14 protein-coding genes are annotated in these 15,869 nt (G+C 27.2%); 10 read left to right on the top strand and 4 right to left on the bottom strand.

Annotation, left to right across the window (positions count from 1 at the left end):
- Positions 1-5: 5 nt before the first annotated feature.
- Positions 6-527 carry a peptidylprolyl isomerase gene (locus KXZ80_RS06295; RefSeq protein WP_052011354.1) on the bottom strand — a complete coding sequence of 174 codons (522 nt, stop codon included), beginning with the start codon at positions 525-527 and terminating at the stop codon, positions 6-8.
- Positions 528-747: 220 nt separating this feature from the next.
- On the opposite strand from KXZ80_RS06295, the gene KXZ80_RS06300 reads away from it, so the two are divergent.
- From KXZ80_RS06300 to KXZ80_RS06315, 4 genes are all read left to right on the top strand, one after another.
- On the top strand, positions 748-1,140 hold the full coding sequence (locus KXZ80_RS06300) for a single-stranded DNA-binding protein (protein ID WP_021432606.1): 393 nt from the start codon (positions 748-750) through the stop codon (positions 1,138-1,140).
- A 233-nt stretch (positions 1,141-1,373) separates the two neighbouring features.
- Positions 1,374-2,012, top strand: a complete 639-nt coding sequence (locus KXZ80_RS06305; RefSeq protein WP_021432607.1) for a nitroreductase family protein — start codon at positions 1,374-1,376, stop codon at positions 2,010-2,012.
- A gap of 34 nt (positions 2,013-2,046) precedes the next feature.
- A complete protein-coding gene (locus KXZ80_RS06310; RefSeq protein WP_021432608.1) occupies positions 2,047-2,964 on the top strand; it encodes a hypothetical protein in 918 nt (305 codons plus the stop codon).
- Positions 2,965-3,132: 168 nt separating this feature from the next.
- The gene (locus tag KXZ80_RS06315; RefSeq protein WP_021432609.1) at positions 3,133-4,410 is read left to right on the top strand and encodes a methionine gamma-lyase family protein; all 1,278 of its coding nucleotides are present in this window, start codon (positions 3,133-3,135) and stop codon (positions 4,408-4,410) included.
- Positions 4,411-4,432: 22 nt separating this feature from the next.
- Here the strand turns inward: KXZ80_RS06315 and KXZ80_RS06320 are convergent, their stop codons facing one another.
- Complete coding sequence (locus KXZ80_RS06320; protein WP_021432610.1) at positions 4,433-5,578, bottom strand: DEAD/DEAH box helicase; 1,146 nt, start codon at positions 5,576-5,578, stop codon at positions 4,433-4,435.
- A 133-nt stretch (positions 5,579-5,711) separates the two neighbouring features.
- Here KXZ80_RS06320 and KXZ80_RS06325 point away from each other — a divergent pair, with 133 nt between their 5' ends.
- Both KXZ80_RS06325 and KXZ80_RS06330 read left to right on the top strand, forming a co-directional pair.
- Positions 5,712-6,128: a hypothetical protein gene (locus KXZ80_RS06325; protein ID WP_223132727.1), complete on the top strand. Its 417-nt coding sequence runs from the start codon at positions 5,712-5,714 to the stop codon at positions 6,126-6,128.
- Positions 6,129-6,184: 56 nt separating this feature from the next.
- Positions 6,185-6,592, top strand: coding sequence for a hypothetical protein (locus KXZ80_RS06330; RefSeq protein WP_021432612.1), 408 nt, complete (start codon positions 6,185-6,187; stop codon positions 6,590-6,592).
- A gap of 31 nt (positions 6,593-6,623) precedes the next feature.
- Here the strand turns inward: KXZ80_RS06330 and KXZ80_RS06335 are convergent, their stop codons facing one another.
- Positions 6,624-7,334 (bottom strand): N-acetylmuramoyl-L-alanine amidase, encoded by a 711-nt coding sequence (locus tag KXZ80_RS06335; protein WP_021432613.1) that lies wholly within the window; start codon positions 7,332-7,334, stop codon positions 6,624-6,626.
- A 210-nt stretch (positions 7,335-7,544) separates the two neighbouring features.
- Between KXZ80_RS06335 and KXZ80_RS06340 the strand changes: the two genes are divergently transcribed.
- Both KXZ80_RS06340 and KXZ80_RS06345 read left to right on the top strand, forming a co-directional pair.
- Entirely contained in the window at positions 7,545-7,733 is a 189-nt protein-coding gene (locus KXZ80_RS06340; protein WP_021432614.1) for a ferredoxin, read from the top strand.
- A 153-nt stretch (positions 7,734-7,886) separates the two neighbouring features.
- Positions 7,887-11,120, top strand: coding sequence for a ligand-binding sensor domain-containing protein (locus KXZ80_RS06345; protein WP_021432615.1), 3,234 nt, complete (start codon positions 7,887-7,889; stop codon positions 11,118-11,120).
- 33 nt (positions 11,121-11,153) lie between these two features.
- Here KXZ80_RS06345 and KXZ80_RS06350 read toward each other — a convergent pair whose 3' ends face one another.
- Positions 11,154-11,597 (bottom strand): MarR family winged helix-turn-helix transcriptional regulator, encoded by a 444-nt coding sequence (locus KXZ80_RS06350; protein WP_021432616.1) that lies wholly within the window; start codon positions 11,595-11,597, stop codon positions 11,154-11,156.
- Positions 11,598-11,748: 151 nt separating this feature from the next.
- Between KXZ80_RS06350 and KXZ80_RS06355 the strand changes: the two genes are divergently transcribed.
- Positions 11,749-13,953 carry an ABC transporter ATP-binding protein gene (locus tag KXZ80_RS06355; protein WP_021432617.1) on the top strand — a complete coding sequence of 735 codons (2,205 nt, stop codon included), beginning with the start codon at positions 11,749-11,751 and terminating at the stop codon, positions 13,951-13,953.
- The gene (locus KXZ80_RS06360) at positions 13,946-15,790 is read left to right on the top strand and encodes an ABC transporter ATP-binding protein (RefSeq protein ID WP_021432618.1); all 1,845 of its coding nucleotides are present in this window, start codon (positions 13,946-13,948) and stop codon (positions 15,788-15,790) included. The genes KXZ80_RS06355 and KXZ80_RS06360 overlap by 8 nt, the downstream gene beginning before the upstream one ends.
- Positions 15,791-15,869: the final 79 nt, after the last annotated feature.

The following is a 15,869-nucleotide window of genomic DNA, read 5'->3' on the forward strand; positions in this document are numbered from 1 at the left end:
GCTTTTTATTTATATTTTATAGGTTCATTGTAAGTTTCACCTTTAGTATCTATTTTTATAGATTTAATAACAAATAATGTACCCTTACTTCCTAAATCTTCTATTTTATAAACTAAATCCATTCCATTTATTACTTTACCAAAACCAGCATATTTTCCATTAAGATGAGGAGCAGATTTAGTAATTATAAAAAATTGGCTACCTCCACTGTTTTTAGATTGACTTCTAGCCATAGATAAAACACCCTCTGTATGTTTTAAATCATTCCTAAAATTATTTTTATTAAATTCTCCTTCTATTGAATAACCTGGTCCACCCATACCTGATCCCTCAGGGCATCCACCTTGAATAACAAAATTTTTTACGATCCTATGAAAAGTTAAATTATCATAAAAATTATTGTTTGCCAAAGAAATAAAATTATTTACTGTGTTTGGAGCAATATGAGGATAAAGCTCAGCTTCAATCACCCCTATATTTTCTACATCAATATAGGCTATAGGAAGTTCATCTGGAGCCTCTATCATTTCATTTTTAAATTCTTTTTTGAATCCACCGAAACATCTAAATATTTTTGAGAAAAAATTACTATCAGTACTCATTAAATCACCTTCCAAATTAGTTATAGTTTAGATTATATCATACAAGCTATAATTGGTTTGCAATAAATAACAATAAATGTATAAAGAACAAATGTTTGGCTATAATTGAAATATAAATCGATTGAAGTGATAGGAGGAAAATAAAATGAATAGTGTTATATTAGTTGGAAGATTAACTAAAGATCCAGAGGTTAAATATGTAGGAGAAAAGAGTATACTTGTCACAAATTTTACATTAGCTGTTGATAGAAAATCAAAAAAAGAAAGTAAGGGACAAAAAACAGATTTTATAAGAATTGAAGCTTGGAAAGAAGCTGCAGATATATGTGCAAATAAAATTAAAAAAGGAAATTTAGTATCTGTAAAAGGAGAACTTAGAATAGATGAATATTTAGATAAAGAAGAAAATAGAAGATACAGTACTAAAATTACTACTTATAATGTTACTTTATTAGAACATAGTAAAAAACAAGTAAATGGAATTGACATATTTGAAGGTGAAAAAGTTAATATGGATGAAGCTATGCTTCCATTTTAGATAAAAAAGTACTTAATTTGTTATTGAAATTACAAAAATTTCATATAACAAATTAAGTACTTTTTTGAGAGATAAATTATTTTGTTATACTAATTGACTATTAGATTAAGGATATTTAAGATCATAAAATTTTTTATTTGAAAAATTAAAAAATATTTAATCACACAAAGTATATAAGTTATATAATTATATTAAAAATAAACTAATTTAAATAAATAAAGGGAGATGGTATAATGAAAAGGTTAGATTTTATTTATGATAGAGTTAGTATAAGAAGTTATAAGGAAGAGGAAATTCCTAAAGAAGATATTATTGAAATAATTAAAGCAGGAACTTATGCACCTTCCGGAAAAAATCTTCAAAATTGGCACTTTGTAGTAGTAACAGATAAAGAAAAAGTAAAAGCAATTGCAAACATTGTTGAAAAAAAGGGACTTGATTTATCAGCAAAAATTTGTGATGAAGAAGCTAGAGATTCATTTAGAAAGATGTTACCATATTATACAGTATTTAAAAATGCACCTATATTAATACTAGTATATGGTAGTGATTATCCAAATAGTGAATATAATGTACTAAATTTAATCGGTGCAAATAAAGAAGAAAAGAAAAAAGCTTTATTTTCAGATCCTGGAATACAAAATATAGGCGCGGCTATGGAAAATATATTATTGGCAGCTAGTGCATTAGGTTATGGAACATGTTGGATGGCTGGACCGAATTTTGCTAGAGAAGAAATAAAAAGTTGTATTGGATTTAAAAAAGAAGGATTTGAATTGGTATGCATGACTCCATTAGGGGTACCAAGTGATAAAAAACATCCAAGACCAAGTAGAAAGCCTATAGAAGAAGTACTTTCTTTTATAGATTAAAATAAATATAGACAAAAGATTAGGAGCGATAAGTATGAGCAATAGTTTAGATATATCATATTCGTTTGGATATGTATACGATAAAAGCAAATTAATAGTAATGTACCCAGTTGGAGCAAATACCATACCTAAAGATGAGTATGAAATGGAAGTTGAGGTAGCGTTTTTAGAGGATGGTATAGAAAGAGCATTTGAAGAAGCTGATATAATTGAGGCAAATGAAACTATAAAACCACTTGAAACATTTTTAATGAAGCCAAATAAAATTATTCCTTTTGTAAGTAGTATAAAAGATAGTGAAACTAAAGATGAATTAAATAATTTATTAAATGATTTTGATAAGGAATATGAAATAAAGCTAAATTATATAAAAAAAGGTTATGAGATTTGTGATATATATGATGTATTTCAAAATGTGGTAAAGTATATACCAACAGAAAACATAGAAAATTTAAATATTTTAAAAATAAATGAAAAAAACTTTGATATAGAGAATTTCATAAAAACAACAAGGGAGTCTTTAGATGAAGCTATAGATAAAGAATATATACCATCTATAATGAGAAAAAGCTCACTTACAGATAGACTTTTTGTAAAAGAGGAAAAACAAACATTAAATAAAGAGAATCTTAATAAAGAAGATATATTAAATACATTAGCAAATAATAGTCTATATGTTATATTTGGAGTAGATTCAAGTTCGTATTCTCAAGGTATATTATGTGCAAATGGAGAAACTATAACAGAATTAGATTGTGATATGGGAGATTTGGAAATTTCTCAAATTAGAGACTTTGGATATATAATAGAAAAAACTAACGGTGAGCTTTGTTTTAAGATAGCAAACTTTAACGATGAGGCAGCTAATAATCAGAAAATAGCTCAAGTAGTTGATTACAGTGGTATATTTAAAGTGATGATGATAAACTTTGTAAATAAGTTTGTAAAATAAGGCCTATTATATAGGTCTTATTTTACGCAATTGACTGCTTGGATTTTAAAAAAGTCTAATTTAAAACAAAGTAAGTGATAATAAGGAAAAATTGGTAAACTTGCGATAATATAGTATATATGATAAAATTCAGATGTTAATTTAATCTTAATAAAGACAGGTGATAAAATGCTTAATGAAACAAAAGAATTATTAAAAAACTTCTATGGTTTAGACGATGAAATATTCAACCTATCAAATGAAGTTATGGAAGATATTAAAAGTAGATTTGAAGAAATAAAAGAAACAAGAGAATATAATCAATATAAAGTTTTAAAAGCTATGCAAGAGTCTAATTTAAGTGATAATCACTTTAACTGGACGACTGGATACGGATATAACGATATAGGTCGTGAAAAAATTGAAGAAATATATTCAAAAGTTTTCAATGCAGAAGATGCTATAGTAAGACCTATTATTGTTAATGGAACTCATGCATTAACACTTTGTGTACAAGGTATAGTAAGACCAGGAGATGAAATATTATCTGTAACTGGAAAACCATACGATACACTAGAGGGTGTAATTGGTATTAGAGAAGAAAAAGGATCTTTAAAGGAATTTGGAGTTACATATAATCAAGTAGACTTTTTAGAAAATGGAGAAGTTGACCTTGAAGGAATAAAAGAAAAAATTAATGATAAAACAAAACTTGTTATGATCCAAAGATCAAAAGGATATTCATGGAGAAAATCTTTAACTATAGAAGATATAAAAGAAGTTATAGAAACTGTAAAAAGTGTTAAACCAGAAGTTATAGTAATGGTAGATAATTGCTATGGTGAATTTATAGAGACTAAAGAGCCTACAGATGTAGGTGCAGATATAATGGCAGGATCACTTATAAAAAATCCAGGTGGAGGACTTGCTTTAACTGGAGGATATATAGTTGGTAAAAAAGAATTAGTAGAACTTATATCATATAGACTTACATCTCCTGGTATAGGAAAAGAGTGTGGACTTACATTTGGTACGAGTAGAACTGTTTTACAAGGGTTCTTTATGGCTCCATATGTAGTTTCACAAGCTTTAATGGGAGCTATATTCTGTTCTAGAATGTTTGAAAAATTAGGTTATGATGTCCTACCAAAGTATGATGATCTAAGAAGTGATATTATACAATGTGTAAGATTAAATAGTGCAGATGAGGTTATAGCTTTCTGTCAAGGTGTTCAAGCAGCAGCTCCAGTTGATTCATTTGTTAAACCAGAGCCGTGGGCAATGCCAGGATATGATAGTGAAGTTATAATGGCTGCAGGAGCATTTATTCAAGGTTCATCTATAGAATTAAGTGCAGATGCACCTATAAAGCCTCCATATAACGTTTATTTCCAAGGTGGATTAACATTTGATCACTCAAAAATGGGAACTTTAAAGGCATATCAATACATGAAAAAGAATAAATAAAAAAACCCTCAGAAATGAGGGTTTATTTTTTATAGTCTATTAATTTTCCTTCATATAAATCTTTATGTGTTATATTTAGGTTAAATTCTTTTGATAAAATACGTATAGCAGCTAATTCATTGTTAGTAACTATAGAAACTGTATCACCTGTATTGTTTCCTCTACCAGTTCTACCACTTCTATGTATATATTCATTGTTACTAACAGGGAAATCTAAGTTAAAGACATGTGTTACATCTTTAATATCAAGTCCTCTAGCTGATAAATCAGAAGAAACTAATACTTTAGCTTTTCCTGTTCTGAATTTGTATAAAGCATTTTTTCTATCTTCTTTACTCATGCTACCGTATATACATACAGAATTTCTGTTATGGAAGTTTAGCTTATCGTTTATTATCTCTATGCTTTCTTCGTCATTTACAAATACTATAGATTTTTTTGGGTTAAGAGCAGCTAAAGACTTTCTAAGATATTTGAATTTATCTCTTTTATCACAAGATAAATACATATGATTTATATTTTTATTAGCACTTACTTTAGGTTCAGTTTTTATTACTTTAGGTTCTTTCATTATTTCACTTAATATTTTTATGCACTTATCATTAGCACTAGCAGAAAATGCTAATAATTGTCTATCTCTAAGCGTGCATTTTATTATATCTTTAACTGTATTTACATTTTTTGATGAAAGAAGACTATCTACTTCATCTAAAACGATTGTTTTTACATTATGAACTTTTAATTTCTTTTGTTTTACTAAATCAAGAATTCTACCTGTAGTACCAACTACTATATGAGGTTTTGTACTTTTTATGTTTTTTATCTGTTTTTGGATATTAACTTCGCCTATTAGAGGTAGTGTAGTTACTTCTATAGTTGAGTTTGTAGCAAGTAATTTGACTTGATCTACTATTTGCATAACTAATTCATGAGTTGGAGCTAAAACTATAACTTGAGTTTCTCTTTTTGAAGTATCTATCTTTTCAAATAGAGGAAGTAAATAAGCTAATGTTTTTCCACTTCCAGTTTCTGATTGAATTATTAAATCTGTATGATTTTTTATATCATCATAAACTAGTGATTGAATTTTATTTAAATTGTTTATACCTTGCATTTGTAAGGCTTTAACTAGATTAGAATCTAAATTAATATCTTGAGGTTTATTCATTTTTTACTCCTTTTTTATATATTATGTTTAAATTAGATTTATAGTATAACACTAATTTAAACATAATTCAAAAGTATTAATTAAAGGTAAATAAATTTGAATTAGTATATATAGTTGTAATATAATATAAACTATGAAAATCAAAAAGGAGCATAATATGATGAGCAACAAAGTTGAGGAAATTTTATTGAGATTAATTTTATGGAGAGAGGTTTTATATATACCTGCTTATACTTTAATGTATGATTATGCGAATAAATTTTTTTGGATAGTAGTTATAATAGATAGAATTATAAACTTATCAATAATTGCAAAAAACATAGATATAGATGAATTGTTTGATAAACTCTTAACTTCATATAAAGATAAGAAGTCTGAAAGTTTAACTAAATTAGGTATATTTACTATAATAACAACACCTATACTGTACATATTAACGCTTATAAATAATCAAAAACTATTTTTCATATTAATTATTTTAGAAATTGCTGACTTTATAGTAATCAAAATTTTAGATGATAACTGTAAAATAATCAAAAAAAATAAATAATTAAATAAGAAAAGAAGCACAATAACATTAAATATTGAAATTATAGAGGTGAAATTGTGCGTAAAATAATAAATATATTTGCTTTAGCTATAACTATTGTGTATTTATTTACAGGAAGTGCAAAAGCACTTAATTATTATGATTTGTACTTTCAAAAAACAGATGATAAAATAATAAAAGGAAGTTATGAAGAGTTAAATACAAATTTAAATTATGAGACAATTTATAATGTTAACTTAAACAAAGACGAACAAGATGCTATAAATTATGAAATAAAAACTAATATATTTAAAGGGATAAACATAAACAATAAAGATATTGAAAGTAAATATAATGAAGGTTATGTAAAGGTAAGGCCTGTATATAGAGAAATAAAAGGCGATATTATAAAAGATTATAAAACTTGGAATGATAAAAAAGAAATAGTTATAAAAATGCCTATTGATATAGAGTTTATAAAATAGGAAAGGGTATCTGTAGAAGATACCCTTATTTTTATTTTTTATTAAAAATATCTATGAAAATATCAGAATATCCATGTGCTTTCAAACTTTCAATCATCTCTTCTGCATAAACTCTATTATTAAATGAACCACAAACTACTCTATAAAAGACATTAGAATCTTCTACTGGAGGATTAGTAGGTTTTGTATTTGGAGCAGGATTTTCAGTTTTAAATTCTACACCTACATATTTACATATTCCTTTAGCAACTGCAAGTGCAAATGTATCTTGATCTTCTCTTAGGAGCTTAGCATCAAGTTCATTATCTATGAAAGCAAGTTCAATCAGACAAGATCTCATACTACTTTTTCTTAAAACATAGAAGTTTGCAGTTTTAACACCTCTATTTTTAGTGTAAGCTTTTGTCTTTAGAATTTCCGCATGTATACAATTAGCTAAATCGTTAGTTTTATCAGTATAACTGTAAGTTTCAACACCGCTAGCTGAGTTATTAAATGAATTACAATGTATTGAAACATAGCAATCGGCACTCCACTTATTAGCAGCAGAAGTTCTTCCATCTAAAGAAAGTGTAGAATCATCAGTTCTACTTAGTTTTACCTCAAGATTTTGCTTTTTTAACAATGATTCAACTTTTTTAGCTACTGATAAATTTATATTTTTTTCAAGTAAATTGTTAATACCTACAGCACCACTATCAATACCACCATGGCCTGGATCTATAAAAATTTTTTTACTCATAATTACCTCCTTGAAAGCACATTTGTACATAATGTACTAAAATATATTATGAAACACAATTAATTTTGGTTCAAATAAATATGTATATTTTATTTATTGAGAAAAATTTTATTTTTAAAAAAAATCAGAATATATGTTTAAATAAAAATTTGTTGGGGTAAATAATAAATGCTAGCAAATTAATATTAAAAAATTTGGAGGACATTAAAAATGAAAGCATTTGTAGATAAAGATATATGTATAGGGTGTGGAGCATGTACAGGTATATGCCCAGAAGTATTTGATATGGATGATGATGGACTGGCAATAGCTATAAAAGACGAATTAAAAAGTGAATTAGAAGATAGTGCGGTAGAGGCTCAAGATGGATGTCCTGTAAGTGCTATAATAATAGAATAATAATTTTTGATAAAAAGGCTATCTTATAAAAGAGATAGCTTTTTTTAGTTGTAAAACAAGTGTTGATAATTGTACGAATATGGTTATAAAAATCGAAATATAGTATAATAGTGCCTATGCGAAAAAATGGAACAGATTGAATGGAGGACTGATATGAAAAAAAATAAATTGATAAAAAAATTTACTATATTTGTTCTAATAATGATATTTTTTGGTGTTAATCTAGATTTAGCATATGCATACAATGATATGAGCTTTAAAAATATAACCATTGAGGATGGACTGTCTCAATCTTCTGTAAACACTTTATATCAAGATAAAACTGGATACATGTGGATAGGAACTAATGATGGACTCAATAGATATAATGGATATGATTTTAAAGTATACTCATATAATGACAAATACAAAAACAGCATAAGCAATAACTTTATTATAGATGTTACAGAAGATGGAAGTGGAAATATATGGGTAGGAACAGCTAATGGATTAAGTAAAATAAATTTAAAAAATGGAAATATAAGTAATTATTTAGATGGAAATGATAATGGTAATTTATCACATTATAATATCCGAAATGTTTTAGTAACTAAAGATAATAGCATTATAGTTGCAACATCAAATGGATTAAATTTATATGATAAAGAAAATGATAAATTTGAAAGAGTGCTAAGTAATAAAAATCAGTTAACGAATCAAGTTATAAATTCATTAACTGAGGATGAAAAAGGGAATATATGGATAGGAACAGATAGTGGCATAGATAAATATGATAAAAATCTGAAAAATAGAGTTAAGTTTTATGAAAATAACGGTAAAAATTCTGTAAGCGAAAGTAGTATAAATAAACTTTATTATGAAAATGAAAATATATGGATAGGGACAAGTAATTCAGGATTAATTAAAATCAATCTAAAAAATGATGAAGTTACTAGATATAAAAATAATTCAGATAATAAAAATTCATTACCAGGAAATCGTGTAAATGACATTATGAAGGACAGTAGAGGTAATCTATGGATTTGCACGAACCAAGGCCTAGCTAAATACAATTATAAAGTTAATAATTTTACCACATATACAAATAAAATATATGATAAAACTAGTCTTATAGATAATGATGCAATTAGTATAATTGAAGATAAAAGCGGATTAATATGGGTAGGAACATATGCAGGGATAAGTATGTTTGATCCAGATAATGAAATCCAGCACTATAAAACTAATCCATCCGATGAAAATTCTATAAATAACAATTTGATACAAGGTATATATGAAGATAATGAAGATCTTTTATGGGTAGGAACAAACTCAAAGGGAATTAATATAATAGATAGAGAAAAAAGTATAGTTAGAAGAATAGATAAAGAACACAATGAGTTTACTTTAAGTGACTACTCTATAAATGATATAACTGGAAAAGAAAATTATATATATATAGCAACTGACAATGGTTTAAATGTATTAAATAAAAAAACAAAAAAAGTTGAAAAATATTTTAAAGAAGATAATATTGCAAACAATAATATTAAAGAATTATTTTTAGATAAACGTGGGTATTTATGGATAGGAACCATTGATGGGATCAGCGTATTGAATACGAATGATAATACCATTAAAGATTATACTTACGTACTGAAAAAAATTAATAAAAATGATACATATGTATCTTCCATATATGAAGATGAAAATGGGTACATTTATATAGGACTTTTTTTACAAGGAGGACTTATAAGATTAAATTTAGATACACATGAACATGAAGTTTATAAAGTAGATAATAGTAAAGGTGGCAATATAAGTAGTAATAGTATAAAAGATATAAAAGAAGATTTGCATGGTAATATATGGATAGGAACTAGATATGGGTTAAATAAATTCAATCCTAAAGATAAAACTTTTAAAGTTTACACAACTAAAGAGGGGTTACCCAATAATACTGTGTATGGAATTTTGTTTGATAAAAAAAATAATCCGTGGGTTAGCACTAACTTAGGAATAGCTAAATTAGATATAAAAAGTGACAAATTCCAGACATTAGGAGTTGCTGATGGATTGCAAAGTAATGAGTTTAACAGCAATGCATCTTATGAAAATAAAAAGGGAGAGTTTTTCTTTGGTGGAATAAATGGATTAAATGTCTTTTATCCTGAAGATATAAAAAAATCAAACTTTGTTGGGAATGTTGAATTTGATGAATTTAATATAAATGGGAAAAATTACAAAGATATAAGTGGGAAAAAATTTGCTAGTTATGAGAATAATATAAGTATAAGCTTTTTTTTAACTTCGTATAAAGATGTAAAAAAGACTCAATATTATTACAAACTAGAACATAAAAATAATCCATTAAACCTATATTCTAGAAAAAATAGTGAGTGGAATATAACTTATGATAACACTATTGTATTTAGCGATTTAGACCCTGGAAATTATAAATTAAAAGTAGTTGCTAGGAATGACAATGGAAATTTTAGTGAACAAAGTAGTATTAACTTTATAATAAGAAAACCTTGTTGGATAAGTAATATAGCTTTAGCTATATATGCGGTAATAATAATAATAGTAATTTATATGAGTATAAATAGAATGAAAAAATTAGATAGACTTGTAGAAAAAAGAACTTATCAACTAAAAAATGAAATGGAAAAAAATAATAATCTTTTGAATAAAGTTATTATATTAGAAAAAAATAAAAATAATTATTTTGTAAATTTATCTCATGAATTAAGAACTCCTTTAAATGTAATAAATAGTACAAGGCAACTTATAAGTGAGCTTAATAAAAAGCAACAAGGAATAAGTAAGGAAAAAATAAGTCATTACATGGATGTTATAGATAAAAATTCAAAACGACTTTTAAATCTTATTAACAATATAATAGATAGCACTAAATTACAAAATGGGCAGTATATAGTTCAATTACAAAACAATGATATAGTTTATATTGTTGAAGAAACAGTTTTAGGACTAAGAGATTTCATAGAAAATAAAGGTATTGAGTTTATAATAGACCCTGAAATTGAAGAGAAAATAATAGAATGTGATAAGTATGAAATTGAAAGATGTATAGTTAATTTAATTGGAAATGCAGTTAAATTTACACCAAGAGGTGGAAAGATAGAAATAAAAATAAAAGATTTAAACGATAAAGTAATGATAAGTGTAAAGGATAGTGGAATTGGCATTGAAAAAAAATTCCATGAATCGATATTTAATAGATTTAACCAAGTTGTGGATGCTAATTCAGAGGTCAAAGGAGGAAGTGGTTTAGGATTAACAATTACTAAACAAATTATAGATCTACATAGTGGGACTATATATGTTAAAAGTGAAGTTGGAAAGGGTAGCGAATTTGTTATAATTTTACCTGAAAAAGTTAAATAAAAAAGAACTCCCCAGAGTTCTTTTTTATTTAATCTAATCTAGCTTGACTATTATATTAGTAAGCTGAGAAACTAAATCTTGCATTTGGATTAAATCATCATTTGAAAGCGTTGACAATTTAGTGAAAAGAGACTCCTTTAGTCTTCTTTTATGTTCAGCTGATATGTCTAAAGCTTTTTGTGTTAACGCTATTCTGACAATTCTTCTGTCATTAGGATCTTCAGTTCTTTGAACTAGGTCGTCTCTTAAAAGTTTATCTATAATAGGCGTCATATTTGGCTTAGATATTTCTAAGTTAGAAGCTATATCTGATATAGATGAAGATCCGTTATTAAGTAAATAAAATATAACCTTAACATGTGATGGAGGAAGAGGTGAACATTTAACCATTTTATCTTGATTAAACACTTTATTATTCAGTTGAATTAACAAGCTAAATAATGCATCAGATGTTTTAGTTAAATCTTTTTTATCCATATAAAATCTCCTTTAACCTGTAATTATATTACTATTATAAACTAAAATAAAATTTTATACAATTTAAAAAAGTTATTGACTTATAATAATTATAAAAATATAATAATTATTAAAACATAACTATTAAAATCTAAAAGGGAGAAGTAGCAAAATGATTAAGTTAATTAAACATTTAAGAAACTCAGTCGGTTCTGTAGTACTTATAGTTGGACTGTTAACGATTCAAGCTATATGTGATTTATCATTACCTGATTACACATCTAATATAGTAAATATTGGTATCCAACAAAATGGTATTGAAAATGCAGTTCCAGAAGTTATAAGAGAGAGCGAACTAAATAATCTTACTATCTTTATGAGTGACAAAGACAAAAGTGAAGTAATGAAACATTATGACTTACTTGATAAGGGTGAGTTTAAAGATATTAAGATTAATGAAAAAGTATATAAGCTTAATACAAATGATAAAGAAGTAATAGATAAGTTAAACCCTATAATGTCAAAATCTATTATGATAGTATCTGGTATAGAAAAAAACAAGACTCAAATTGTAAAACAAATGACACCACCGGGAGTTCCTGTTAATCCTAATATGGATATAATGGCTACTTTTAAGTCTATGCCTAAAGATTCTTTAAAGCAAATAGAATCTAAGTTTGATGAAAAAGTTGATAAAATGCCAGAAAGTATGGTAACTCAAGGTGCTATAGGATATGTAAAAGGTGAATACAAAGCAATGGGAATAAATGTAGATAAACTTCAAACTAACTACATATTCAAAACTGGTGCGATAATGTTAGGAGTAGCCTTAATAAGTATGCTAGCTACAGTTGCAGTTGGATACTTAGGTGCTAGAGTTGCAGCAAAGCTTGGTAGAAACTTAAGAAAAGATGTATTCCATAAAGTAATTTCATTCTCTAATAAAGAAATGGATGAATTCTCGACTGCATCTTTAATAACTCGTAGTACAAATGATATACAACAAGTACAAATGCTAATGGTAATGTTACTTAGAATTGTATTTTATGCACCTATACTTGCTTTAGGTGGAGTTATAAAAGTATTAGGAACTGATACTTCTATGGCTTGGATAATAGGTGTTGCAGTTCTTGCAATAATATCTGTAGTATTAGTTTTATTTGCATTAGTTATGCCTAAGTTTAAATCTGTTCAAAAGCTTGTTGATAAGGTAAACTTAGTAACTCGTGAAATGCTTACAGGAATGTTAGTAATAAGAGCATTTGGTACTGAAAAGCATGAAGAAAAAAGATTTGATAATGCAAACACTGATTTAATGAAAACTAATTTATTTGTCAATAGAACTATGTCTATGATGATGCCAACTATGACTCTAATAATGAACTTAATTACTATATTAATAGTATGGAATGGTGCTCATCGTGTTGATTCAGGAAATATGCAAGTTGGAGATATGATGGCATTTATACAATATACTATGCAAATCATAATGGCATTCTTAATGATATCAATGGTATCTATGATATTACCACGTGCTATAGTTTCTATGGATCGTATAGATGAAGTTATAAGCAAAGATGTAAATATAAAAGATAAGAAAAATACTAAAGAATTTGATGAAAATAAAAAAGGTATAGTTGAATTTAAGAATGTAAGTTTCAGATATCCTAATGCAGAAGAAGATGTTTTAAGAAATATAACATTTACTGCAAAACCAGGGCAAACTACGGCGTTTATAGGAAGTACAGGATCAGGAAAATCAACTCTTATAAACTTAATACCTCGTTTCTATGATGTAACAGAAGGTGAAATATTAGTAGATGGTATAGATGTAAAAGATGCTAGTCAACATAATTTAAGAGATAGAATTGGATATGTACCTCAAAAAGGAGTTTTATTCTCAGGCGACATAGACTCTAACTTAAGATATGGTAACCAAAGTGCTACGGATGAAGAAGTTAGAAAAGCAGCGGAGATAGCACAAGCTTTAGAGTTTATAGAAACTAAACCTGATAAGTTTGAAAGTGAAATTTCACAAGGTGGTACAAATGTTTCAGGAGGTCAGAAACAAAGACTTTCAATAGCTAGAGCAATAGCTAAAAATCCAGAAATATATATTTTTGATGATAGTTTCTCTGCTCTAGACTTAAAAACAGATGCAGCACTTAGAAAATCACTAAAAGAAGAAACTGGAGATTCTACAGTACTTATAGTGGCTCAAAGAATAAGTACGATATTAAATGCTGACCAAATAATAGTACTTGACCAAGGTAGTATTGTAGGAATTGGAAAACATGAAGAACTTCTTAAAAATTGTGAAGTGTACAAAGAAATTGCCCAATCACAACTTTCAAAGGAGGAACTTGACAATGAGTAATAAAAAGCAATCTACTCCTAAAATGGGCGGACCTATGGGAGGAATGAGAGGAACAGAAAAAGCAAAAGATTTTAAAGGAACAATGAAAAATCTTTTTAATTATTTAAAGCCTTATAGAATATCTATATTTATAGTGGTTATATTTGCAATAGGAAGTTCAGCATTTTCTATAGTAGGACCTAAGGTATTAGGTAAAGCTACTACTGAGATATTTGAAGGACTTATTAGAAAAGTTAGCAATCAAGGCAATGCAGGCATAGATTTTACTTATATAAGTAAAGTGCTTTTGATTTTATTAGGACTATATGTAATAAGTGCGTTATTCTCATTTGTTCAATCATTTATAGTTTCTGGAATATCTCAAAAGGTTTCATATAAATTGAGAAAAGAAATTTCAGAAAAAATAAACCGTATGCCACTTAAGTATTTTGATAAAAGAACACATGGTGAAGTACTATCAAGAGTTACAAATGATATAGATACGTTAAGTCAAAACTTAAATCAAATTATGACTCAAATTATTACTGCTGTTACAACAGTAATAGGGGTTCTTATAATGATGTTATCTATAAGTTGGCAAATGACTATAGCTTCACTATTAATATTACCTATATCTATGATAATAATAGGTTTTATTGTTAAGAACTCACAAAGCCACTTTAAATCTCAACAAAAATATTTAGGGCATGTTAATGGTCAAGTTGAAGAAACTTATGGTGGACACAATATAGTTAAAGCATTCAATAGAGAAGATGCAGCTATAGCAGAGTTTAATGAGTTAAATGATAAGTTATATGAATCTGCATGGAAATCTCAATTCCTATCTGGAATGATGATGCCGATGATGACGTTTATAGGTAACTTAGGTTATGTTTTAGTATCTATATTAGGTGGATACTTTACTATAAAGAAAACTATTCAAGTTGGGGATATACTTTCATTTATACAATATGTAAGAAGTTTTAACCAACCAATAGCTCAAACTGCACAAGTTGCAAATATAATGCAATCTATGGCAGCAGCAGCAGAAAGAGCATTTGAATTTTTAGAAGAAGAAGAAGAAATCCAAGTAAGTGATCATCCAGTTAGCGTTGAAAATATCAAAGGGGATGTTTCTTTTGATCATGTTAACTTTGGATATTCTGAAGATAAAATAATAATAAATGACTTTACAACAAATATAAAAGCAGGACAAAAAGTAGCTATAGTTGGGCCTACTGGTGCTGGTAAAACTACAGTTGTAAAATTATTAATGCGTTTTTATGATGTAAATAAAGGTGCTATACTGATAGATGGTAAAAATATAAATGATTTTAACAGAGCCGACTTACGTAGCTTATTTGGAATGGTTTTACAAGACACATGGCTATTTAATGGTAGCATAATGGAAAACATAAGATACTCTAAGCTTAATGCTACTGATGAAGAGGTTATAGCGGCATCTAAAGCAGCTCATGTGCATCACTTTGTAAAAACTCTTCCAGCAGGATATAGCATGGAATTAAATGAAGAAGCTAGTAACGTATCTCAAGGTCAAAAGCAACTTTTAACTATAGCTCGTGCGATTTTAGCAGATCCTAAAATACTTATATTAGATGAAGCTACTAGTTCAGTTGATACTCGTACAGAAGTTTTAATACAAAAAGCTATGGAAAATCTTATGGAAGGTAGAACAAGCTTTATAATAGCTCATAGATTATCAACTATAAAAGATGCAGATTTAATACTAGTTATGAAAGATGGAGATATAATTGAACAAGGAAGCCATGAAGAATTATTAAAAGATGATGGATTCTATGCATCTTTATATAATAGTCAATTTGAAGACTGTGAATAAGTTTTCCAAGTTGATAATAAACATATTGTAAAGTAATTACAATTATGTTAAAATTAAGGTAACATTAGTAAATGTTAAA

It is taken from the genome of Paraclostridium bifermentans (assembly GCF_019916025.1).
Classification (GTDB): Bacteria; Bacillota; Clostridia; order Peptostreptococcales; family Peptostreptococcaceae; genus Paraclostridium; species Paraclostridium bifermentans.